The 21,293-nt window shown below is 67.9% G+C and carries 19 protein-coding genes; 10 read left to right on the top strand and 9 right to left on the bottom strand.

Annotated features, from left to right (window positions below; all coding sequences use genetic code 11):
* Positions 1 to 26: 26 nt before the first annotated feature.
* The 3 genes from WBG79_RS20480 (at position 27) to WBG79_RS20490 (ending at position 3,183) form a co-directional block, all read left to right on the top strand.
* Positions 27 to 1,037: a sugar-binding protein gene (locus WBG79_RS20480; RefSeq protein WP_337359080.1), complete on the top strand. Its 1,011-nt coding sequence runs from the start codon at positions 27 to 29 to the stop codon at positions 1,035 to 1,037.
* 111 nt (positions 1,038 to 1,148) lie between these two features.
* The gene (locus WBG79_RS20485) at positions 1,149 to 1,958 is read left to right on the top strand and encodes an SDR family oxidoreductase (RefSeq protein WP_337359081.1); all 810 of its coding nucleotides are present in this window, start codon (positions 1,149 to 1,151) and stop codon (positions 1,956 to 1,958) included.
* A 283-nt stretch (positions 1,959 to 2,241) separates the two neighbouring features.
* Complete coding sequence (locus WBG79_RS20490; RefSeq protein WP_337359082.1) at positions 2,242 to 3,183, top strand: NAD(P)/FAD-dependent oxidoreductase; 942 nt, start codon at positions 2,242 to 2,244, stop codon at positions 3,181 to 3,183.
* Positions 3,184 to 3,188: 5 nt separating this feature from the next.
* On the opposite strand, the gene WBG79_RS20495 is transcribed toward WBG79_RS20490, so the two are convergent.
* Complete coding sequence (locus WBG79_RS20495) at positions 3,189 to 3,593, bottom strand: GtrA family protein (RefSeq protein ID WP_337359083.1); 405 nt, start codon at positions 3,591 to 3,593, stop codon at positions 3,189 to 3,191.
* 175 nt (positions 3,594 to 3,768) lie between these two features.
* Between WBG79_RS20495 and carB the strand changes: the two genes are divergently transcribed.
* From carB to WBG79_RS20510, 3 genes are all read left to right on the top strand, one after another.
* Positions 3,769 to 7,263 (top strand): carbamoyl-phosphate synthase large subunit, encoded by a 3,495-nt coding sequence (gene carB, locus WBG79_RS20500; RefSeq protein ID WP_337359084.1) that lies wholly within the window; start codon positions 3,769 to 3,771, stop codon positions 7,261 to 7,263.
* A gap of 248 nt (positions 7,264 to 7,511) precedes the next feature.
* Positions 7,512 to 7,985, top strand: a complete 474-nt coding sequence (greA, locus tag WBG79_RS20505; protein WP_337359085.1) for a transcription elongation factor GreA — start codon at positions 7,512 to 7,514, stop codon at positions 7,983 to 7,985.
* Positions 7,986 to 8,486: 501 nt separating this feature from the next.
* The gene (locus tag WBG79_RS20510) at positions 8,487 to 8,909 is read left to right on the top strand and encodes a DUF4145 domain-containing protein (protein ID WP_337359086.1); all 423 of its coding nucleotides are present in this window, start codon (positions 8,487 to 8,489) and stop codon (positions 8,907 to 8,909) included.
* A 107-nt stretch (positions 8,910 to 9,016) separates the two neighbouring features.
* On the opposite strand, the gene WBG79_RS20515 is transcribed toward WBG79_RS20510, so the two are convergent.
* The 4 genes from WBG79_RS20515 to WBG79_RS20530 form a co-directional block, all read right to left on the bottom strand.
* A complete protein-coding gene (locus tag WBG79_RS20515; protein WP_337359087.1) occupies positions 9,017 to 9,334 on the bottom strand; it encodes a hypothetical protein in 318 nt (105 codons plus the stop codon).
* 89 nt (positions 9,335 to 9,423) lie between these two features.
* Positions 9,424 to 9,843 (bottom strand): YciI family protein, encoded by a 420-nt coding sequence (locus tag WBG79_RS20520; RefSeq protein WP_337359381.1) that lies wholly within the window; start codon positions 9,841 to 9,843, stop codon positions 9,424 to 9,426.
* A 183-nt stretch (positions 9,844 to 10,026) separates the two neighbouring features.
* Positions 10,027 to 10,311, bottom strand: coding sequence for a hypothetical protein (locus WBG79_RS20525; protein WP_337359088.1), 285 nt, complete (start codon positions 10,309 to 10,311; stop codon positions 10,027 to 10,029).
* Between the two features lie 240 nt (positions 10,312 to 10,551).
* Positions 10,552 to 11,025 (bottom strand): Lrp/AsnC family transcriptional regulator, encoded by a 474-nt coding sequence (locus WBG79_RS20530; RefSeq protein ID WP_337359089.1) that lies wholly within the window; start codon positions 11,023 to 11,025, stop codon positions 10,552 to 10,554.
* 144 nt (positions 11,026 to 11,169) lie between these two features.
* Between WBG79_RS20530 and WBG79_RS20535 the strand changes: the two genes are divergently transcribed.
* The 3 genes from WBG79_RS20535 to WBG79_RS20545 are packed head-to-tail and all read left to right on the top strand — an operon-like array spanning position 11,170 to position 14,106.
* Positions 11,170 to 12,213 carry a mitochondrial fission ELM1 family protein gene (locus WBG79_RS20535; RefSeq protein WP_337359090.1) on the top strand — a complete coding sequence of 348 codons (1,044 nt, stop codon included), beginning with the start codon at positions 11,170 to 11,172 and terminating at the stop codon, positions 12,211 to 12,213.
* Positions 12,214 to 12,222: 9 nt separating this feature from the next.
* Positions 12,223 to 13,179, top strand: a complete 957-nt coding sequence (gene trxB, locus WBG79_RS20540; RefSeq protein WP_337359091.1) for a thioredoxin-disulfide reductase — start codon at positions 12,223 to 12,225, stop codon at positions 13,177 to 13,179.
* Positions 13,180 to 13,215: 36 nt separating this feature from the next.
* Positions 13,216 to 14,106 (top strand): LysR family transcriptional regulator, encoded by an 891-nt coding sequence (locus tag WBG79_RS20545; RefSeq protein ID WP_337359092.1) that lies wholly within the window; start codon positions 13,216 to 13,218, stop codon positions 14,104 to 14,106.
* Between the two features lie 507 nt (positions 14,107 to 14,613).
* Here WBG79_RS20545 and msrP read toward each other — a convergent pair.
* The gene (msrP, locus tag WBG79_RS20550; protein ID WP_337359093.1) at positions 14,614 to 15,570 is read right to left on the bottom strand and encodes a protein-methionine-sulfoxide reductase catalytic subunit MsrP; all 957 of its coding nucleotides are present in this window, start codon (positions 15,568 to 15,570) and stop codon (positions 14,614 to 14,616) included.
* Between the two features lie 147 nt (positions 15,571 to 15,717).
* Positions 15,718 to 17,802, bottom strand: a complete 2,085-nt coding sequence (locus WBG79_RS20555; RefSeq protein WP_337359094.1) for an elongation factor G — start codon at positions 17,800 to 17,802, stop codon at positions 15,718 to 15,720.
* A gap of 319 nt (positions 17,803 to 18,121) precedes the next feature.
* Between WBG79_RS20555 and WBG79_RS20560 the strand changes: the two genes are divergently transcribed.
* Positions 18,122 to 19,438, top strand: coding sequence for a hemolysin family protein (locus tag WBG79_RS20560; protein WP_337359095.1), 1,317 nt, complete (start codon positions 18,122 to 18,124; stop codon positions 19,436 to 19,438).
* Between the two features lie 15 nt (positions 19,439 to 19,453).
* On the opposite strand, the gene WBG79_RS20565 is transcribed toward WBG79_RS20560, so the two are convergent.
* Positions 19,454 to 19,921, bottom strand: coding sequence for a DUF992 domain-containing protein (locus tag WBG79_RS20565; protein WP_337359096.1), 468 nt, complete (start codon positions 19,919 to 19,921; stop codon positions 19,454 to 19,456).
* Positions 19,922 to 20,060: 139 nt separating this feature from the next.
* Positions 20,061 to 21,263, bottom strand: coding sequence for a pyridoxal phosphate-dependent aminotransferase (locus tag WBG79_RS20570; protein ID WP_337359097.1), 1,203 nt, complete (start codon positions 21,261 to 21,263; stop codon positions 20,061 to 20,063).
* Positions 21,264 to 21,293 lie beyond the last annotated feature (30 nt).

The raw sequence follows: 21,293 nt of genomic DNA on the forward strand, positions 1-21,293 counted from the left end.
AACGGGGGTCATAGGAGGAACTCACCATGAAGAAGATCGTCTCGACGGCCCTGCTGGTCGGCACGGCCCTGGCGCTCTCGATGGGCGGCGCCGCGGCGCAGGGCAAGAAGTACACCTTCGCGCTCGTGCCGAAGAACATGAACAACCCCTTCTTCGACCAGGCGCTGGCGGGCTGCCGCAAGGCCGAGAAGGAGCTGAACGGCGCCGTCGAGTGCCTCTACATCGGCCCCGGCGAGCACGGCGGCGGCGAGGAGCAGGTCCAGATCGTCAACGACCTGATCGCCAAGAAGGTCGACGGCATCGCCGTCTCGCCGTCGAACGCGGCCGCCATGGCGAGCGCGCTCGAGGGCGCCAAGAAGGCCGGCATCCCGGTGCTCACCTGGGACTCCGACCTCCTGCCGAAGGACAAGGCCCTGCGCGTCGCCTATGTCGGCACGAAGAACTACGACATCGGCGTGAACATCGCCAAGATCGTCCAGTCCATCAAGCCGAACGGCGGCACGATCTGCATCCAGTCCGGCGGCGCCGCCGCGGCCAACCACAACGAGCGCATGCAGGGCATTCGCGACACCCTGGCGGGCGCCACCGGCACGACCTCGCCCGGCAACCGCCTCACCGGCCAGAACAACTGGAAGGAGGCCGACGGCTGCCCGCTCTACACCGACGACGACTTCCCGCGGTCGGTGCAGCAGATGGAGGACATCCTCGGCAAGATGCCGAACCTGGACGCCTTCACGCCGACCGGCGGCTTCCCGCAGTTCCTGCCGGACGCCTACCGCAAGGTCGCCGAGAAGTACAAGGCGAAGATCGCCGACGGCTCGCTCGCCCTCGTGGTCGCCGACACGCTGCCGGTCCAGATGGACCTCATGAAGGCCGGCCTCTCCCGCGGCCAGGTCGGCCAGCGGCCCTTCGAGATGGGCTACAAGGCCATGTTCTTCCTGAAGGACCTGAAGGAGGGCAAGACCGTCGCCGACCCGACCTACACGGGCCTCGACGTCTGCACGCCCAAGAACATCGAAACCTGCATCGGCGGGTGATCGCCTCCCGGCCGCGGCGTCGATCGGCGCCGCGGCCGGTCCTTCGACGAACGGGCGGCCGACACGGGCCGGCGCGCCCCAAGCAAAACGGCAGATAAGGATCGCCTCCCCATGTCCCAGCTTTCCGGCGAGATCGCCGTGGTCACCGGCGGCACCCAGGGCCTCGGCGCCGCCATCGCGCGCGTCTTCGCGGAGCGCGGCGCGGCCGGGATCGTCACCTGCGGGCGGTCGGTGGAGAAGGGCGAGGCGAAGGCCCGGGAGATCCAGGAGGCGACCGGCTGCCGGGTGGTGTTCGTGCCCGCCGACCTCGCCCGCGTCGAGGACTGCCGGGCCGTGATCGCCGCCGCCGACGATGCCTTCGGGCGCGTCGACGCCCTCGTCAACGCCGCCGGCGTCACCGACCGGGGCACCATCCTGGACACCCCGCCCGAGCTCTTCGACCGCATCTTCGCCGTCAACGTGCGCGCGCCCTTCTACCTGATGGAGGGTGCCATCGCGATCATGCGGCGGGAGAGGATCGAGGGCACGATCGTCAACATTGGGTCGATGTCGGCGAAGGCCGGCCAGCCGTTCCTGGCCGCCTACTGCGCCTCCAAGGGCGCCCTCGCCACGTTGACCGAAAACACCGCCTACGCGCTGCTGCGCAACCGCATCCGCGTCAATGGCCTGAACATCGGCTGGATGGCCTCCGACGGCGAGGACCGGATCCAGCGCGAGTTCCACCACGCCGCGCCCGACTGGCTCGAAAAGGCCTCGTCGCAGCAGCCTTGGGGGCGGTTGATCGACCCCTTCGAGGTCGGCCGCGCCTGCGCTTTCCTCTGCTCCGAGGAGTCCGGGCTGATGACCGGGTCGGTGATCAACTACGACCAGTCCATCTGGGGCGCCTATGACGGCGCGCCCAAGCCCGACCGGCCCCTCTGAGCGCGCCCGCCGTCCCGAGTTCCCGGTGTTGCCGTCGGCCGGCTTGGTCCGTAGTCGGACTGTCCTGCGCGCGTGCTTGATTGCCGCAAGGACATGATCCATTATGTGAATATTACGCAACGTAATGTCCTGACGGCCCAGCCGTCTGAGTCGCCCCTTTGCTCATACCCAGCATCAGAGCAGCTCCGGCGTCCCGGTCACTTGAGCGGATCGCACCCGCGTGCACTGATCGGAATACGAATCTTCCGGAGATCAGCATGAACGGACTCGAGGACACGTCGGCATGATTCCGGTTGCGGTGATCGGGGCCGGCATGGCGGGTGTGACGGCGGCGCGGCGACTGGCGCAGACCGGCTTCGCACCCGTGCTCTTCGACAAGAGCAACGGCATTTCGGGTCGCATGGCGACCCGTCGGTTGGCCGACCTGCAATTCGATCACGGCGCCCAGTACTTCACTGCCCGCGGCCCCCGCTTCCGCGCCGTGCTCGACCGGTGGTGCGCGGCGGGGCTGGCGGCGGAATGGTTCGACGACCGCTTCGTCGGCCTGCCCGGAATGAACGCCGTCCTGCGGGCCGAGGCCGCGGGACTGCCGCTCGTCCCCCACTGCTTCGTGTCAGGCCTCCGCAAGGACGACCACGGTTGGACGGTGGTGGTGCGCGACGGCGATGTAACGGCCCCCCACAACGGCCGCTACGGCGCGGTCCTCCTGGCCCTGCCGGCGCCGCAGGCGGCCCCGCTCGCGGCGGCCGCCGGTCTGCGGGTCGACGCACTCCACCAAGCCGTCTACGCTCCCTGCTGGACCCTCCTCCTCGCCTATGCGGAGCCCATCGGCCTGCCCGATCGCATGCGCTTCGACGAAGGACCGATCGTCTGGATCGCCCGCAACGGGTCCAAGCCGGGCCGCCCCGCCGATACGGAGACCATCGTGGTCCAAGCCTCGCCGGCCTGGTCCCGACGCCACCTGGAACTCTCACCCGACAGGGTCGCGTCGCTGCTGATGGAGGCCTTCCTGCGGGCCACAGGCTGCGGCCATGATCCGCTCTTCGTCCAGGCCCACCGCTGGCGCTACGCGCGGGTCGAGCAGGCCGCGGGCGTGCCATGCCTTTGGGACCCGGACGCCCGAGTCGGCTGCTGCGGCGACTGGTGCCTGGGCCCGCGCATCGAATGCGCCTTCGACAGCGGCGAGGCCGCCGCCGAGGCCGTGATCGCAACCTTCGCGGCCTGACCGGATCAGCCGCGGAACGTCCAGAACCGGTTGGCGAAGAAGGTCCAGACGAGCACGATGCCGGTCGTGACGAGCTGCGCCACCAGGTAATGGATCCCCGCCCACGCCGTCAGGGCGTGCATCAGCGCCCCCGTCATCAGGAAGGCCGCCCCAGCGATCACGGCGAAGCGCGGCACCGCGCCCGCATGGCTCCGCTCGCTCGCGAAGGTGAAGCGCCGGTTGAGCATGTAGGAGATCACGCCCCCGACCACGAACCCGGCCAGCGAGGCCGCGACCGCCCCGGCGAAGCCGCCCTCGACGAGCCCGATCAGCGTCCCGTAGTGACCGATCGCCGCCGCGATCCCGACGAGGGCGTAGCGCAGGAACTGGTCGGACAGGGCGAGGAGCATGGAGGACCGGAGGGCTGGCATGGCGCCCGGCTAGAGGCTGATTGCGGCGGATCCGCGGTGCCGCAGCGGAGCGCGTGAACCGCCCTTCCCGACGCCGGCCTTTTCCCCTATAAGCCCCCGGGTCTCAGCCCGAAAGACCGTCAGCCTCGACGAGACGCGCGATCCCGCGCGTCCGATTGCGGAACGCGAGCCAGGTATGCCGAAACGGACCGACATCGAAACCATCCTCATCATCGGCGCCGGACCGATCGTCATCGGCCAGGCCTGCGAGTTCGACTATTCCGGAACCCAGGCCTGCAAGGCGCTCCGACAGGAAGGCTATCGTATAGTCCTGGTCAACTCGAACCCCGCCACGATCATGACGGATCCCGAGCTGGCCGACGCGACCTACATCGAGCCGATCACCCCCGAGGTCGTCGCCAAGATCATCGCGCGGGAGCGCGGCGACCGGTCGAAGGGCTTCGCGCTTCTGCCCACCATGGGCGGCCAGACCGCGCTCAACACCGCCCTCAGCCTGCGCAAGATGGGGGTCCTGGAGGAGTACGGCGTCGAGATGATCGGCGCCACCGCCGAGGCGATCGACAAGGCCGAGGACCGCGAGCTCTTCCGCGAGGCCATGACCAGGATCGGCCTCGCGACCCCGAAGGCCCGCTTCGCCGACGCCTCGGACCTGAAGCGCGTCGACCGGGAGCACCACGACGCCGAGATCCTGAAGATCCGCGCGTCCGATGCCTCGCCGGACGAGAAGGCCCGGCGTGAGCGCGCCTTCCTGGCCGAGTGGAACGCCAGGGAGGAGGAGCGCAAGCGCCGCTACGTCGCCAAGGGTCTGACCGAGGCCCTGGAGGCGCTGGAGGAGATCGGCCTGCCGGCCATCATCCGCCCGTCCTTCACCATGGGCGGCACCGGCGGCGGTATCGCGTATAACCGCGCCGAGTTGCTCGACATCGTCGAGCGCGGCCTCGACGCCTCGCCCACCACCGAGGTGCTGATCGAGGAATCGGTGCTCGGCTGGAAGGAGTTCGAGATGGAGGTCGTCCGCGACAAGGCGGACAATTGCATCATCGTCTGCTCCATCGAGAACGTCGACCCGATGGGCGTCCACACCGGCGATTCGATCACCATCGCGCCCGCCCTGACGCTCACCGACAAGGAATACCAGATCATGCGGGACGCGAGCCTCGCGGTCCTGCGCGAGATCGGCGTCGAGACCGGCGGCTCCAACGTCCAGTTCGCCGTCAATCCCGAGGACGGCCGCATGGTCGTCATCGAGATGAACCCGCGCGTCTCCCGCTCCTCCGCCCTCGCCTCCAAGGCGACCGGCTTCCCGATCGCCAAGGTGGCGGCGCGCCTGGCGGTCGGCTACACGCTCGACGAACTCGCCAACGACATCACGGGCGGCGCCACGCCGGCGAGCTTCGAGCCGACGATCGACTACGTCGTCACCAAGATCCCCCGCTTCGCCTTCGAGAAGTTCCCGGGCGCCGACACCCAGCTGACGACCTCCATGAAGTCGGTCGGCGAGGTCATGGCCATCGGCCGGACCTTCACCGAATCGCTCCAGAAGGCGTTGCGCGGCCTGGAGACGGGCCTGACCGGCCTCAACGAGATCGAGATCCCCGGCCTCGGCCAGGGCGACGACAAGAACGCCATCCGGGCCGCCCTCGGCACGCCGACCCCCGACCGCCTGCGCCACGTCGCCCAGGCCATGCGGCTCGGCATGAGCCACGACCAGATCCATGCCATCTGCAAGATCGACCGCTGGTTCCTCGACCAGCTCCAGGCGATCGTCGACATGGAGGCGAAGGTCCGCGCCCACGGCCTGCCGGCGACCACCGCCGGCCTCAGGCAGCTGAAGGCCATGGGCTTCTCCGACGCCCGCCTCGCCGAGCTCGCCGGCAAGGCCGAAGCGGACGTGAAGGCGCTGCGCCAGAGGCTCGACGTCCATCCGGTCTACAAGCGCATCGACACTTGCGCGGCCGAGTTCGCCTCCCCGACCGCCTACATGTACTCCACCTACGAGCGCCCCTTCGCGGGCCGGCTCGCCGACGAGGCGAACCCGTCGGAGCGCCGGAAGGTCATCATCCTCGGCGGCGGCCCGAACCGGATCGGCCAGGGCATCGAGTTCGACTACTGCTGCTGCCACGCGGCCTTCGCGCTGAAGGACGCCGGCTACGAAACCATCATGGTCAACTGCAACCCGGAGACCGTGTCGACCGACTACGACACCTCCGACCGGCTCTACTTCGAGCCGCTGACCGCCGAGGACGTGCTCGAGATCATCCGGCTCGAGCAGTCGCGCGGGACCCTTCACGGCGTCATCGTCCAGTTCGGCGGCCAGACCCCGCTGAAGCTCGCCGACGCGCTCGAGAAGGCCGGCGTCCCGATCCTCGGCACCTCCGTCGACGCGATCGACCTCGCCGAGGACCGCGACCGCTTCAAGCGCCTGCTCGACAAGCTCGGCCTGCGCCAGCCCAAGAACGGCATCGCCTACTCGATCGAGCAGTCCCGCCTCGTCGCCGGCGACCTAGGGTTCCCGCTCGTGGTCCGCCCCTCCTACGTGCTCGGCGGCCGCGCCATGATGATCGTCCGCGACGAGGGCCAGTTCGACGAGTACCTCCTCGGCGTGCTGCCCGGCATGGTGCCGGCCGACGTCAAGGCCAAGTACCCGAACGACAAGACCGGCCAGATCAACATGGTGCTGGGCAAGTCCCCGCTCCTGTTCGACCGCTATCTCTCCGACGCGATCGAGGTGGACGTCGACGCGCTCTGCGACGGCCGCGACGTCTTCATCGCCGGCATCATGGAGCACATCGAGGAGGCCGGCATCCACTCCGGCGACAGCGCCTGCTCGCTGCCGACCCACAGCCTGAAGCCCGAGATCGTCGCCGAGATCGAGCGGCAGACGAAGGCCCTCGCCCTCGCCCTCGACGTCGGCGGTCTGATGAACGTGCAATACGCCGTCAAGGACGACGTCGTCTACGTGCTGGAGGTCAACCCGCGCGCCTCGCGCACGGTGCCCTTCGTGGCCAAGACGATCGGCGAGCCGGTCGCCAAGATCGCCGCCCGGGTCATGGCCGGGGAGCCGCTCGCCGGCTTCGGCCTGAAGCCCAAGACGCTCGACCACATCGCCGTCAAGGAGGCGGTCTTCCCCTTTGCGCGCTTCCCCGGCGTCGACACGGTGCTCGGGCCGGAGATGAAGTCCACCGGCGAGGTGATGGGCCTCGACACCGACTACGCCATGGCCTTCGCAAAGTCGCAGCTCGGCGCCGGCAACCGCGTGCCGACCGCCGGCACGGTCTTCGTCTCGGTCCGCGACGACGACAAGCCGCGCATCATCGAATCCATGCGCGCCCTCGCCCGGGTCGGCTTCAGGGTCATCGCCACCTCGGGCACCCAGCGCTTCCTGGAGGCCGAAGGCGTGCCCTGCGCCAAGGTCAACAAGGTGCTTGAAGGCCGGCCCCACATCGTCGATGCTATCAAGAACGGCGAGGTCCAGCTGGTCTTCAACACCACGGAAGGCAACCAGGCCCTCGGCGACAGCCGGTCGCTCAGGCGCGCGGCGCTCTTGCAGAAGGTGCCGTACTATACGACGCTCGCAGGAGCGATCGCGGCGACGGAGGGCATCGTGGCCTACGCCGCCGGCGATCTTGAAGTGCGGCCGCTGCAGTCCTACTTCGCGGCCGGCCGGTGAGCCGGTGCCGCCCCGTTCTGGAGGGGCGACGGAACGCCGAGAGGCGGGTATGTGTTGGGGCGTCGGGCTTGCGCGAAAAAGCGGTCCGATGTCAGGACGACATATCCTGAAGCTGGTGCTCCGGAGGCCTCGAGGCCGGGCGGGCGCCGATTGATGTGCGGTTTCCGGGGGGGCGATCCCGCGGACGCCGCATCTGAACTTTTGTCGAGTCCGGAGCCATCCGGGCCGCGAACCGGGGGTAAGTACCCATGGAAAAGATTCCGATGACGCCGTCCGGCTTCATCGCCCTGGAGAACGAGCTGAAGCACCGCCAACAGGTGGAGCGTCCGCGCATCATCAACGCGATCTCGGAAGCGCGCGCCCACGGCGACCTTTCGGAGAACGCGGAGTATCACGCCGCCAAGGAAGCGCAGAGCCACAACGAGGGCCGTATCGCGGAGCTCGAAGACAAGCTCAGTCGCGCCGAGGTGATCGACGTCACCAAGCTCAACGGCACCAAGATCAAGTTCGGCGCCACGGTGACCCTCGTCGACGAGGACACCGAGGAGGAGAAGACGTACCAGATCGTCGGCGACATGGAGGCCGACGTGAAGCTCGGCCGCATCTCGATCTCCTCGCCGATCGCCCGCGCGCTGATCGGCAAGGACGTCGGCGACACCGTCGAGGTCATGGCCCCCGGCGGCGCCCGCAGCTACGAGGTGGTCGGCGTCCGCTTCGGCTGATTGGCCTATCCTAATTTCACCAGCCTGATGCGACTGCATTGGGCTGGTGAAATTTTAGCGAGAATGTGTTTTAGGCTGCTACGATTTGGTGTAGGGTATGAACGTACATTGTCGCCGCTCACACGCACCGCATAGAAGTTTCCGATCGAAGAAATCGCAGGTACTATGTCTTGGCCTATCAAGTGGAAGTGCCCATTCTGCAACCAGATGCAGCTAGCATCGGACTATAACTATATACAAGTAACTCACTTCCTCGACTTTAATCGAGCACACAGTGCGCAAGGCCCTTTAGATCTCAAGCTTGTCGCGATCCGATGCCTGGACAATGAATGTAACAATTTGTCCTTGAGTGTTTATCTATTCGAAGTAGATCCATCGAAATCTGAACCCGCAAGGTTTAAGGGATTGGTACGTCGTTGGCAACTGCAACCCGAAAGCAGTGCAAAGCAAATTCCTGAGTATGTTCCCGCAGCTATCAGATCAGATTACACAGAAGCGTGCTTGATCAAAGACCTTAGTCCGAAGGCCTCCGCAACGCTCGCTCGCCGCTGTTTACAAGGCATGATTAGAGATTTCTGCGGAATTGCAAGGGCAACACTCGCTGAAGAGATCAGAGAGCTGAGCAAGGCTTTGGCAATCGGCAAAGCCCCACAGGGAGTCAGCCTTGATAGCGTTCAGGCCATAGACCATGTGCGAACAATTGGCAACATCGGTGCTCATATGGAGAAGGACATTGACGTAATAGTACCGGTAGATGCAGATGAGGCTGGCATACTAATTGAATTAACAGAGAAACTAATAGAAGAATGGTATATAGAAAGACGAAAGCGCGCTGATAGATTCGATAAGATCGCACACATAGTCGCTGAAAAGAAAGTAGCAAGGAGCGCTTCACAACAAACTGCTTCGGGGGATGCTGACTAGGAGCAGCGTGGCAGTCACGCCAACCCCAGGCGTCGAGGCCTGCAACTGCCCGCAGCGTCAAGCCGCGGGCAGTCCTCGCGTTGGGTCCATACAAGCCCACTCGCAGCTCAGCGGCTGCCCGGCGGGAGCGATGCCGCGATGTCGGCGGCGCGCTTCTGGCACTCGTCCTCCATGCCGGCCCGGTCGAGGCCCTTCGCCTCGTTGAGCGCCGCCATGAGGTCCATGTCCCGGCGCTGGGTGGCGGGCGCCGCGGCGCCCGATCCGGTCGACCCGGAGACCGCCGGATTGCCCTCGATCGCCGGCCCGCCGCCCTCGTTCCGGGCGCCGATCGTCTTTTCGAGATCCGCGAGACGTTGCGTGCAAGGCCCTGCGACCGCGGGCGTCGCCGCAGCGACGATCGCGAGAACGAGAATGAAGCTCTTCATGCTGCACCTTCCGGGTCGCCAGCCCCACGACGGAACCGGTACGCCGCCCGGCTGTTCCGTCGCGGGACGGCGATTCCGCCACGCGCCGGTCAGCCGCCGGTCTGAGCCCGCAGCCGCTGCTCCTGCGCGGCGAGTTCCGGCGTCACGGCCCCGCCGAAATCCTCCATTGTGTAGAAGGGCCGGATCTCCAGTTCGCTCGGGCCGGGCATCGGGTTCGGACAGCGCTTCGCCCAGGCCACCGCCTCGTCCATGTCCTTGACCTTCCAGATCCAGAACCCGGCGACCAGCTCGCCGGCGGGCTGGAAGGGTCCGTCCTTCACGGTCCGCGACGCGCCGTCGAAGGCGATGCGCTTGCCCCGCGCCGAGGGCTGGAGGCCCTCCCCCGTCTCCATCAGGCCGGCTTTCACCAGTTCCTCGTTGAACTGCATCATCTCCGCCAGGAGCTCCGTCGAAGGCATGATCCCCGCCTCGCTGTCCGTCGTCGCCTTCACCAGCACCATCACCCGCATCGCTGTCTCCTCCATAGTCGCGCTCGGGGCCGGACGCCGCCCCGGTCCGCCCGAGGACGCGCCGTTCCGACCGGATCCGACAGGGCCATGACAGCTTTTTTGGGGATCGTTCGGCGCTCGGCCGCAAATGCCCCATCGGAGGAGGCGCGGACAGCGGGCTGTGCGGCCTTTGCGCGCGCCCCGCTAATGCGGCCGGGATGCGCCGGGGCTGCCCTCGCGGGGCCCGGCGGGGCCGTCCTTCGGCTCGACCGGATAGCGGCGGTCCAGCCACACGGCGACCGCCGCGCCGATGACGTAGGACGTGTAGAGCACCAGGACGTGGATCAGATAGGTGAGCGCCGCGCCGCCCGGCGAGGACAATCCGAGCACCACGGCCCCGACCGGCAGGGCGGCGCCGCACAGGACCACGATCAGGAAGATCCAGATGCGGACCGTCACCCCGCAGAACCCGCCGACCGCGGCACTCACGAACAATGTCCAATCCACGGCCGTACGCCACGATACGGGCGTCGCCCCGATCCTGCTTGCCGACGGGTGGCCGCAATTCACCCGTCGCCCTCAGGACCCGGGACGCACGCTCGGGTTTACCCGCGCTATGTCATCGAGTGGCCAAGTTCGATACTACCGCAAATACCCGTCTTGTATAGGCCGCGGCACTGCCGGCGATGCCGAAATTCTACCGCCTCGCCCGCACGTTGGAGCCCGGTCTCAGCCGCTCCCGAGCGGCACCGTGGGCTCGTTCTTCGACATCTTGATCGTGAGCGCGGTCTTCACGCCGGCCACCGCCGGCGCCTTGGTGAGGTCGTCGATCACGAAGGCCTGGAAGCTGCGAAGATCCGGCGCCACGCATTTCAGGATGAAGTCGGTGTCGCCGGACAGCATCCAGCACTCGCGCACGATGGTCCAGGATCTGACCTTGGCCTCGAAGGCCGCGAGATCCGCGTCCGCCTGGCTCGCCAGCGACACGAAGCAGAAGGCCGTGAGGTCGTAGCCGAGCACCTTCTCGTCGAGCAGCGTCCGGTAGCCCCGGATGATGCCGGCCTCCTCCAGCGCGCGCACGCGCCGCAGGCAGGGCGGCGCCGAGATACCCACCCGCCGCGCCAGTTCGACGTTCGTCATGCGCCCGTCGGATTGCAGTTCCCGCAGGATGTGCCAGTCGATGTCGTCGAGGCGCAGCTTCAAGGCAGGTCTCGTGTCGGAGGAGGGAACCGGGGGCGGCGCCCCGCCCCGCTGAGAATCGACGTTTTGTTTCCTGGCGCGGCGGCTCTATAGCATTTTCGCAAAGGCGGACGGAAGCAGCCGCCGAGCGGCAGGACCCGACACAGCGTGATCGAGACGGCGGATCCGAGGGACGCACGCCCGAAGGCCTGGGTGCTGACGGACGGCAAGGCCGGCGACGTGAACCCCGCCCTGGGCGTGGTCGAGGCGCTCGGCTGCGAGGTCGAGTTCCGGCGCGTTGCCCCGCGCCCGCCCTGGGTTTGGTTCCTGCCCCGCGGCCCGATCGATCCACGCGAGGCCCCCGAACGGGCCGGCAGTCCCATCGCCCCGCCCTGGCCGGACCTGGTCGTCGCCTGCGGCCGACGCGCGATCGCCTATGCGCGGGTCGTGAAAGCCCGCGCCGGCGCCCGCACCTTCGTGCTCGTGCTGCGCGATCCGCGCACCGTCCGGCACGGCGCCGATCTCCTGTGGGTCGCCGCCCACGACCGGCGACGCGGGCCCGACGTGCTGGTCACCCCCACGGGCCCCCACCGCGTCTCCGCGGCCCGGCTCGCCGAGGCCCGGCGCTCCCCGCCGGCCTGGCTCGACCGCCTCCCCGTCCCGCGCGTCGCCGTGCTCCTCGGGGGCGGCCCCGGCCTCGAAGGCCTGGCGCCGCGCCTCGCCGCGCTCGCGCCTGAGGCCGGCTCCTTCCTCGTCACGCCGTCCCGGCGCAGTGACCCCGCCGTCCTCGAAGCGGTCCGCCGCGCCGTCGCCGGCCGTCCGAGCCTCGTGTGGGACGGCTCGGAGCCGAACCCCTATTTCGACTTCCTCGCCCACGCGGATGCGATCGTGGTTACTGGCGACAGCTTCAACATGGTCGGCGAGGCCCTGGCGACCGGCCGGCCCGTGCTGGTTCACCAGCCCACGGGATTGTCCAGGAAGCTCGAACGATTTCTGGCGGGACTCCGGGACGCCGGGCTGATACGACCATTTGAAGGACGACTCGAAGACTATACATATGCCCCCGTGGACTCGACCGTGACCGTGGCGCGCGAAGTGGCGCGCCGGATGGCGGAAGCGGATCGCGGGGGCGACGGCGTGTCGGAGTCTCGTCCCGTTCGATTGACCTCCGGCGCCGCAGACGTCACCCTGCCGCCGTCAGAGAAGCGTTAGGTTCTTCCCATGCCGTCCTCGAAGGTCCTGATCATCGGCTCCGGCCCGGCCGGCTACACGGCCGCCATCTACGCCGCTCGCGCCATGCTCGAGCCGATCCTGATCGCCGGCATCCAGCCCGGCGGGCAGCTCACCATCACGACCGATGTGGAGAACTACCCCGGCTTCGCCGATCCGATCCAGGGCCCCTGGCTGATGGAGCAGATGCGCGCCCAGGCCGAGCACGTCGGCACCCAGATCGTCTACGACCACATCGTCTCCGCCGACCTCTCCGGCCCACCCTTCCGGCTCGTGGGCGATTCCGGCGAGACCTACCAGGGCGACACCCTGGTGATCGCCACCGGTGCCCAGGCGCGCTGGCTGAACCTGCCCTCCGAGCAGGCCTTCCGCGGCTTCGGCGTCTCGGCCTGCGCCACCTGCGATGGCTTCTTCTACCGGGGCAAGGAGGTGCTGGTCGTCGGCGGGGGCAACACCGCGGTCGAGGAGGCGCTCTACCTCACCCACCACGCCTCGAAGGTCACGGTCGTCCACCGGCGCGACTCTTTCCGCGCGGAGCGCATCCTGCAGCAGCGGCTCTTCGAGAACCCGAAGATCCGGGTCGTCTGGGATTCGGAGATCGCCGAGGTCCTCGGCGGCGGCGAGCCGCTCGGGGTGACCGGCGCCCGGCTGCGCAACGTCAAGACGGGCGCGACCACCGACGTCGGGGTAGACGGGATCTTCATCGCCATCGGACATGCTCCGGCGGTCGATCTCTTCCGCGACCAGCTGCGGCTCAAGTCTTCGGGCTACATCTGGACGGCGCCCTATTCCACCGCGACCAGCGTGCCGGGCGTGTTCGCAGCGGGCGACGTGACCGACGACGTCTTCCGCCAGGCCGTGACGGCGGCCGGCATGGGCTGCATGGCGGCCCTGGAGGCGGAGAAGTACCTGGCGGGCGTCGCCGTTCACCGCGAGGCGGCCGAATAGGCCGGGCGACGCACGCAAGAGACGAGGGGGGCCGTTTTGGACTGGGACAAGCTACGCATCTTCCACGCGGCGGCCGAGGCGGGCAGCTTCACGCACGCGGGCGAGAAGCTCGACATGAGCCAGTCGGCGGTGAGCCGCCAGGTGAGCGCGCTCGAGCAGGATCTCAACGTCCCGCTGTTCCACCGGCACGCGCGGGGGCTGATTCTCACCGAACAGGGCGAACTCCTCTTCCGCACCGCTCGGGAGGTGCTGGTCAAACTGGACCAGGTCCGCTCGCGCCTCGTCGAAACCAAGGAGAAGCCGTCCGGCAGCCTGCGCGTGACCACCACGCTGGGCCTCGGCACTTCGTGGCTGACCGCGCGCATCCACGAATTCGTCGATCTCTATCCCGACGTGCAGCTCGAGCTGATCCTCGACGACGAGGAGCTGGACCTGGGCATGCGCGAGGCCGACGTGGCGCTCCGCATCCGGCAGCCCGTGCAGCCGGACCTCATTCAGCGCAAGCTCTTCACGGTCCATTTCCACCTTTACGCCTCCCAGGGCTACGTGAAGCGCTACGGCCACCTGGAGACCGTCGACGAACTGGACGAGCACCGGATCATCACCTTCGGCACCTCGGCGCCGACCTACCTGCGCGACATGAACTGGCTGGAGACGGTCGGGCGCGCGCCCGGCGGCCCGCGCAAGGCGGCCCTGCGCATCAACAGCGTCATCGCCATCAAGCGCGCGGTGGAGCGCGGAATCGGCATCGCGCTCCTGCCCGACTACCTGATCGAAGCGGGCTCGGAACTCGTCCAGCTCATTCCGGAAGCCGACGTGCCGTCCTTCGATTGCTACTTCGTGTATCCTGAGGAGATGCGCAACACGGCCCGGGTGAAGGTTTTCCGCGACTTCCTCATCTCGAAGGCGGAACGCTGGACTTATTGACGCCGGGGTCGCCTTGAAGCTCCCCCTCAAACATGATGAGAGCCGAGACGTATAAGAACTTCAGGGGATCGGCCAGAAATATTTCAGTTGTTCGGCATACCCGAGAAGAAGGCACGCCTCCCTCGTCTGTACACACAGTCTCCATGATGCATGTGACGGAGACAAAGGACGAGCGGCGCTGCATGTAGTATATTCGTATTCCGTGAATGTAAGCTATCGATCCAGTATCATATGAATTAGACGATACTGAATTCTTGGTTCCCCTGAACCGAAATGGCTTGCCCGTCCCGCAGGGGGCAGAAGAATGGACGCTAGGTCAACTTCCCAGTTGATTGTTTGTTAAGAACTTCGGTACAAGGTACGAACGTCACCAAGGGTCACCCACTCTCGGTTGACGGTTCTCCCCTCTGGATCAATCGCCTCTTGCGAGGCCACTGGACCGGATCGAGTGCTCCTCGATCCGGTCTTTTTTCCAAAGCGCCTGCGGCATTCGCGGCTGGCCGCCGCTCACATGAAGAGGTTTTCGCCCTTCATGTCCTTGTAGAGGCCTGCGACCCACTCGCCGTACCCGTTGTAGAGCAGCGTCGGCACGCGGTCGCCCGTGTGCAGCACCCGCTCATGGGACTGGCTCCAGCGCGGATGCGGAACCTCCGGGTTGACGTTGGCCCAGAAGCCGTACTCGCTCGACTGAAGCTGCTCCCACATACCCTTGGGCCGCTCGGCCGTGAACTCGAAGCGGACGATGGACTTGATCGACTTGAAGCCGTACTTCCACGGCACGGCCAACCGGATCGGCGCCCCGTGCTGCTTCGCGATCGGCTTGCCGTAGGCCCCGACGGCCAGGAACGCGAGGTCGTTCGCGGCCTCCGCCATGGTCAGCCCCTCGACGTAGGGCCAGGGGTACATAAACAGCCGACGCTGACCGAAGGCCATGTCCTTGTCCAGGAAGGTCTCCATCCGGAGATACTTGGCGCCGGAGGTCGGCTTGGCGAACTCGATCAGCTTGGCGATCGGGAAGCCCGTCCACGGGATGGTCATGGACCAGGCCTCGACGCAGCGATGCCGGTACAGCCGCTCCTCGATCGGCATCTTGGCGACCAGCTCCTCGAAGTCGAGCTTGATCGGCTTCTCCACGAGGCCGTCGATCGTGACCGTCCAGGGCTTCGTCTTCAGCTTCTGCGCCGCCGACGCGATGCCCTTCTCGGTCCCGTATTCGTAGAAGTTGTTGTAGTTGCCGTTGACGTCCTCGGGCGTCAGCGGCCGGTCGAGCTTGAAGGCCTCGTTGCGCTGCGCCGGGAAGCGCTTGGCGAAGGCATCCTCCTGCGCCAGCGCCGGGGCCGGCAGCAACCCGGAGGCGCCCGCGGCTCCCAGGAGGCCGAGCATCGCCCGCCGGTCCAGGAACAGCGCCTCCGGCGTGGCTTGCGATTCGGGTATCTCCCAACCCTTGCGGCGGATCACAGGCATGACTTCGCTCCCCGGACGGATGACCGGTGAGGAGAATTGGTCGCCGCCGCCCGCCCGGCAAGACACGACCGCGTCAACGTCCCGTGACTGATCACCCCGCGCGAGGCCGCGGGCGGAGCGGGGCTCCGCCCGCCGAGCCTCCCGGCGTCAGGCCGCGTGCGCGGCCTTCGCGCGTTCCAGGATCTTGGCCGCGAGATGACCTGTCAGTTCGGCCAGATGCTCGAAGCGGGCCCGGTAGCTGCCGACCCCGGCGGTCGCCGAGCGCAGCTCGACGATCAGGTTGTGCATCTCCGACTGCGGGATCAGCGCCTGCACCACGTCCCAGCCCGCCCAGCCCGGCCGGCCGTCGAAGCCGAGGAGCTGGCCGCGCCGGCCCGTGACGATCTGGTTGATCCGCGAGGTCGCGTCCGACGGGCAGGCGATCTCGACCCGCAGGATCGGCTCCAGCAGCACCGGCTGGCACTGCGGCAGGCCCTCGCGCATGCCGATCTGGGCGGCGGTCTTGAAGGCCTGGTCGGAACTGTCGACCGAATGGTAGGAGCCGTCGATCAGCCTGACCGACAGGTCGACGACCGGGAAGCCGTTCACCCCGTGCTTCAGGCAGTCGGCGACGCCCTCCTCGACCGCCGGAATGTAGTTGCGCGGCACCACCCCGCCCGTGATCGCCTCGGAGAAGACGAAGCCCGATCCGCGCGGCAGCGGCGCGATCTCCAGCACCACGTCGCCGAACTGGCCGTGGCCGCCCGACTGTTTCTTGTGCCGCCCGCGCACGGTCGTTTTGCCGCGGATCGTCTCCTTGTAGGGGATGGCCGGCTGCCGGGTCTCGAGCGTGACGCCGAACTTGGCCGTCAGCCGCTCGAAGGCGATCTTCAGGTGCATCTCGCCCTGCCCCTCGACCAGCGTCTCGCTGCTCACGGGGTCGTGGCTGACCCGGATCGACGGATCCTCCTCGGCGATGCGCTGCAGCGCCGTGGAGAGCTTCACCTCGTCCTTCCGGTCGTGCGGCGCCACCGCGAGCGCCATCACGGGCTCCGGCGGCTCGAGCGTCACCAGACGGGCGATTCCCGCCTTCGACGTGGTCAGCGTGTCGCCGGTATGCGCCACCTCGACCTTGGCGAGCCCCACCGTCTCGCCCGCGAGGGCCTCGCCGCGCTTGGCACTCTCCTTGCCGTTGAGCCGGTACAGGCCGGACACCCGGTCGCTCTCGCCACGCCCGTCGAACAGCACCGCGCCGTCTCCGATCTTGCCGGCCAGCACCCTGGCGACCGACATCTTGCCGCCGTGCTGGGTGTGGAAGGTCTTCACGACCTGGACGACGCCGTCGCCCCCGGCGTTGAGGCCGAGCCGGTCGGCCGTCTCGGCGACCGACGGGCAATCGTGCCGGATCGCCTTGAGGAGCCGGCTGACGCCGTTGCCGCGCTCGGCGCAGCCGATAAAGACCGGACAGATCAGCCCGTCCCGCATTTCGCGGCGCAGGTCGTCGAAGATCTCGTCGCGCGGCGGCTCGATGTCGGAAAGAAGCTCCTCCATCAGGTGGTCGTCGTAGTCCGCGATCCGCTCCAGCATCTGGTAGCGCGCCTCCACCTCGCGCGCCCGCTCGCCGTCCGGGATCGGAACGACCTCGCTCTCGGCATGCTCGCGATAGACATGGGCGCGCTCGAGCGCCAGGTCGATGTAGCCGATCGCGATGCCGTCCTTCCAGATCGGGATCTGGCGCAGCACCATCGGCACCGACGAGGCCGTCTGCATCAGCGCCAGCGTCTCGCGCACCGAGGTGCTCGCCTTGTCGATCTTGTTCAGGAACAGGATGTGCGGGACGCCGTGGTCCTCGAGCTGTTTCAGGGTGAGTTGCAGGGCCGGGATCTTCTTCTCGTCCGCCTCGCAGACGACCACCGCCATGTCGACGCCGGTCAGCGCGGCCTCGGTCTCGAACAGGTATTCGACCGACCCGGGGCAATCCAGGAACGTATAGCGGTCGCCCATGAAGGTCGCCTCCGCCACGTTCAGTTCCACCCCCATGCGGTGCGCGCGGGCCTCCGGGGCCGCGTCGCCGACCGTCGTTCCGGCTGCGACCGATCCGGCTTTCGGAATGGCCCCCGTGCGCTCGAGGATCGCCTCGAGAAGGGTCGTCTTGCCGCTCGAGAACGGCCCGACCAGGGCCACGCACCGGGGGCCCCCTCGTCTGCCGTTGCCCGAGCCGCCTCCGCCGGCACCGCCTTGACCATCTGCCATGATTGCCTCCCGTTCTTGATATGTTCGCAGTACGCCATACCCTCGGTCCGGCATGTCGGCCCCGAGGGCACGGGCGGGACAGGGCGGGCTCCGCCGCCCCTGGCCCGGGCATGGTCGCTCCGGACGAACGGCCTGTCCATAGCGAGGATGCCGAACTTGCGGTGCGGCGGCCCCTGACGCAGCGGCTTCCGTCGGATGCTCCGAATAGCGCGAGGGACGGTGCCCGGCTTCCCCCATCCGGGTCGACCTGTGCTACTCTGCGCCTCGACGACAACCACACGGGGGGCCGGGCGCCTGAGCGGCGTCCCACGTTCACGGCATGCTCGGACTGGAACTACTGTTCTTCATCGCATTGACGCTCGTGAACGGCTTCTTCTCCATGTCCGAGATGGCGCTGGTCTCCGCGCGAAAGTCGCGTCTCGGACCGCTCGCCGAGGAGGGGGACGCCCGCGCCGCCCGGGCGCTGGAACTCGGCGAGAACCCGAACAAATTCCTGTCCTCCGTCCAGATCGGCATCACGCTGGTCGGACTCCTGGCCGGCGCCGCCACGGGCGCGAGCCTCGCCGACCATCTCGCCGGATTCCTGCTGGCGGTGGTCCCCTCCCTCGGCAGCGCCGCCGACGAGGTCGCCTTCGTGATCGTCATCGTGCTGATGACCTTCGTGACGCTGGTCTTCGGCGAACTGGTCCCGAAGCGGCTCGCCATCGCGCATCCCGAGCCGATCGCGCTCGCCGTCGGCGGCGTCATCGCCTTCGTCAGCACCTTCGCGTCGCCCTTCGTGTCGCTCCTGTCGGTCACCTCGAACGCCGTCCTGAAACTCATCGGCGTGAAGGAGTCGACCGGTGGCGACGTCACGGAGGACGAGGTGATGCACGTGCTCGCCGAGGGCGTGCAGGCCGGCGTGCTCGACCCCGAGGAGCGCGAGATGCTGGAGGGCGTCATGCGGGTGGCCGACCGACCCGTCCGCGCCATCATGACCCCGCGCCCGGATCTCTACTGGATAGACCCGAACGATCCGCCCGAGGCCGTCCGGCGCGAGATCGCCGAGTGCCCCTACTCGCTCCTGGTCGTCGCGCCCGGCTCGATCGATGAGCCGACCGGCGTCATCTACAAGAAGGATCTTCTTGCCGACGCCCTCGCAGGCCGTGAGCTCGACTTGGCGAGCCTGGTGCGCGAGCCGGTGGTGGTCCCGGAAAATGCGCCGGTGCTGAAGCTGTTGGAGCGCTTCCGCAACACGCCCGTGCACTGCGCCTTCGTGGTCGACGAATATGGCGGCCTGCAGGGGCTGGTGACGCTCACCGACATCATCGAGGGCATCGCCGGCGACCTCGCCGACGTGGACGCCCCGCAAGGTGGGCCGGTGCGCCGCGACGACGGCTCCTGGCTCCTCGACGGCGACACGGACATCGACGACCTGGAGCGTCTGGTCGACCTGCCCGAGCTCGAGCGCGGCAGTTACCACACCCTCGGCGGCCTCATGCTCTCGGTGATGAACCGCATCCCCCATGCCGGCGAGAAGGCCGTGATCGGCGACTACGTCTTCGAGGTCATGGACATGGACGGCCGCCGCATCGACAAGGTGCTGATCGCCCCCCGCCCGACCGAACGGGTCGTGCCGGACGAGGAGGTGGCCTGACGGCCACGCCGCGCCTCAGCGGGCCGTCAGCGATAGCCCGGCCACGCCGGCCGCCAGATTGGCGCCCGTCTGCGCCTGGACGCTGAGCGGATTGAGGGCGATCGAGTTGCCGAAGCCGCCGATCAGCGCGTTGGCGCCGATCCCGACCCCGACCGTTGCTTCCGCCGACGCGCCCACATAGCCCCCCGCGAGCGCGCCGAGGCGCGTGTTCGAGGGCGCGAAGACCGCCCAGATCAGCTTGGTCGACGTGACCGCCCCGATGTCGATGCCGAAGCGCGAGATCCGGCCCGCATAGGCCTCCCGCTTGCCCCGCACCGGGGTGTAGGTGCAGGCCAGGTCGCGGGTCGAGCCGACGATGAAGCCGACCCCGCCGACGATGTCGCATTCCAGGACCCCGACCTTCAGCCGGACTTCCGCCGAGGCCGGCTGGGCGAGGGCCACGAGAGCGGCCGCCGCGACGGCCGGAGCGATGAACTTGCGCATGAAATGGACCCTCGTTCGGTACTGGTTGGGCCCGTGCATCGGCCGCGAAAGCGGCGGGACCGTGGCCGTGACCGTACGCGCGGTTGCGGATCCGCCGCCGCCCGGCGGCCGCAGCCGACCCGCCCTCGCCAACCCGACCTTACCGGAGGTTGCCGCAGAACCTCTGGATCCGCCGGCCCGCCTCCTCCAGCGCCTCCGTGGCGGTCGCGTAGGAGATGCGGAAATGCGGCGCGAGCCCGAAGGCCGAGCCCTGCACGACCGCGACGCCCTCCGCCTCCAGGAGCTCGGTGACGAAGTCCTCGTCGGTGGCGATCACCTTGCCGGACGGCGCCGTCCGGCCGATCGCGCCCGCGCAGGACGGATAGACGTAGAAGGCGCCCTCCGGCGTCGGGCAGGTCAGCCCGCGCGCCTGGTTGAGCATCGAGACGATCAGGTCGCGCCGCTGCTTGAACACCGCGTTATTGCGCGGGATGAAGTCCTGCGGCCCGTTCAGCGCTTCGACCGCCGCGGCCTGCGAGACCGAGGACGGGTTCGAGGTCGACTGCGACTGCAGCGTCGCCATCGCCTTGATGAGCGTCTCCGGCCCCGCCCCGTAGCCGATGCGCCAGCCGGTCATGCAATAGGCCTTGGAGACGCCGTTCATGGTCAGCGTCCGCGCGTAGAGGGCGGGCTCGACCTGGGCCGGTGTCGTGAACGCGAAGTCGTCGTAAACGAGGTGCTCGTACATGTCGTCCGACAGCACCCACACCTGCGGATGCTTCATCAGGACGTCCGTCAGCGCCTTCAGCTCGGCGCGCGAATAGGCGGCGCCCGACGGGTTCGACGGCGAGTTGAAGATGAACCACTTGGTCTTCGGCGTGATCGCCCGGTCGAGCGCGTCGGCGGTCACCTTGAAGCCGGTCTCGATCGAGGTCTCGACGAACACCGGCACGCCGCCGCCGAGCAGCACGATGTCCGGGTAGCTGACCCAGTAGGGCGCCGGCACGATCACCTCGTCGCCCGGATTGAGCGTGGCGAGGAGCGCGTTGTAGAGCACCTGCTTGCCGCCGGTGCCGACCGAGATCTGGCTCGGCTTGTAGTCGAGGCCGTTCTCGCGCTTGTACTTCGCCGCGATCGCCGCCTTGAGCTCCGGCGTGCCGTCGACAGCCGTGTACTTCGTCTGCCCCTCCCGGATCGCCCGGATGGCGGCCTCCTTGATGTTGTCCGGCGTGTCGAAGTCCGGCTCGCCCGCGCCGAGCCCGATCACGTCCCGCCCCGCCGCCTTCAGTTCCCGCGCCTTGTTGGTCACCGCGATGGTGGCGGACGGCTTGATGCGGGAAAGGCTGTCGGCGATGAAGCCCATGGCGGTTCTCCGGACTGGCTGGCCTTCGCG

The organism is Prosthecomicrobium sp. N25 (genome assembly GCF_037203705.1).
In the GTDB taxonomy this organism is placed as follows: domain Bacteria; phylum Pseudomonadota; class Alphaproteobacteria; order Rhizobiales; family Ancalomicrobiaceae; genus Prosthecodimorpha.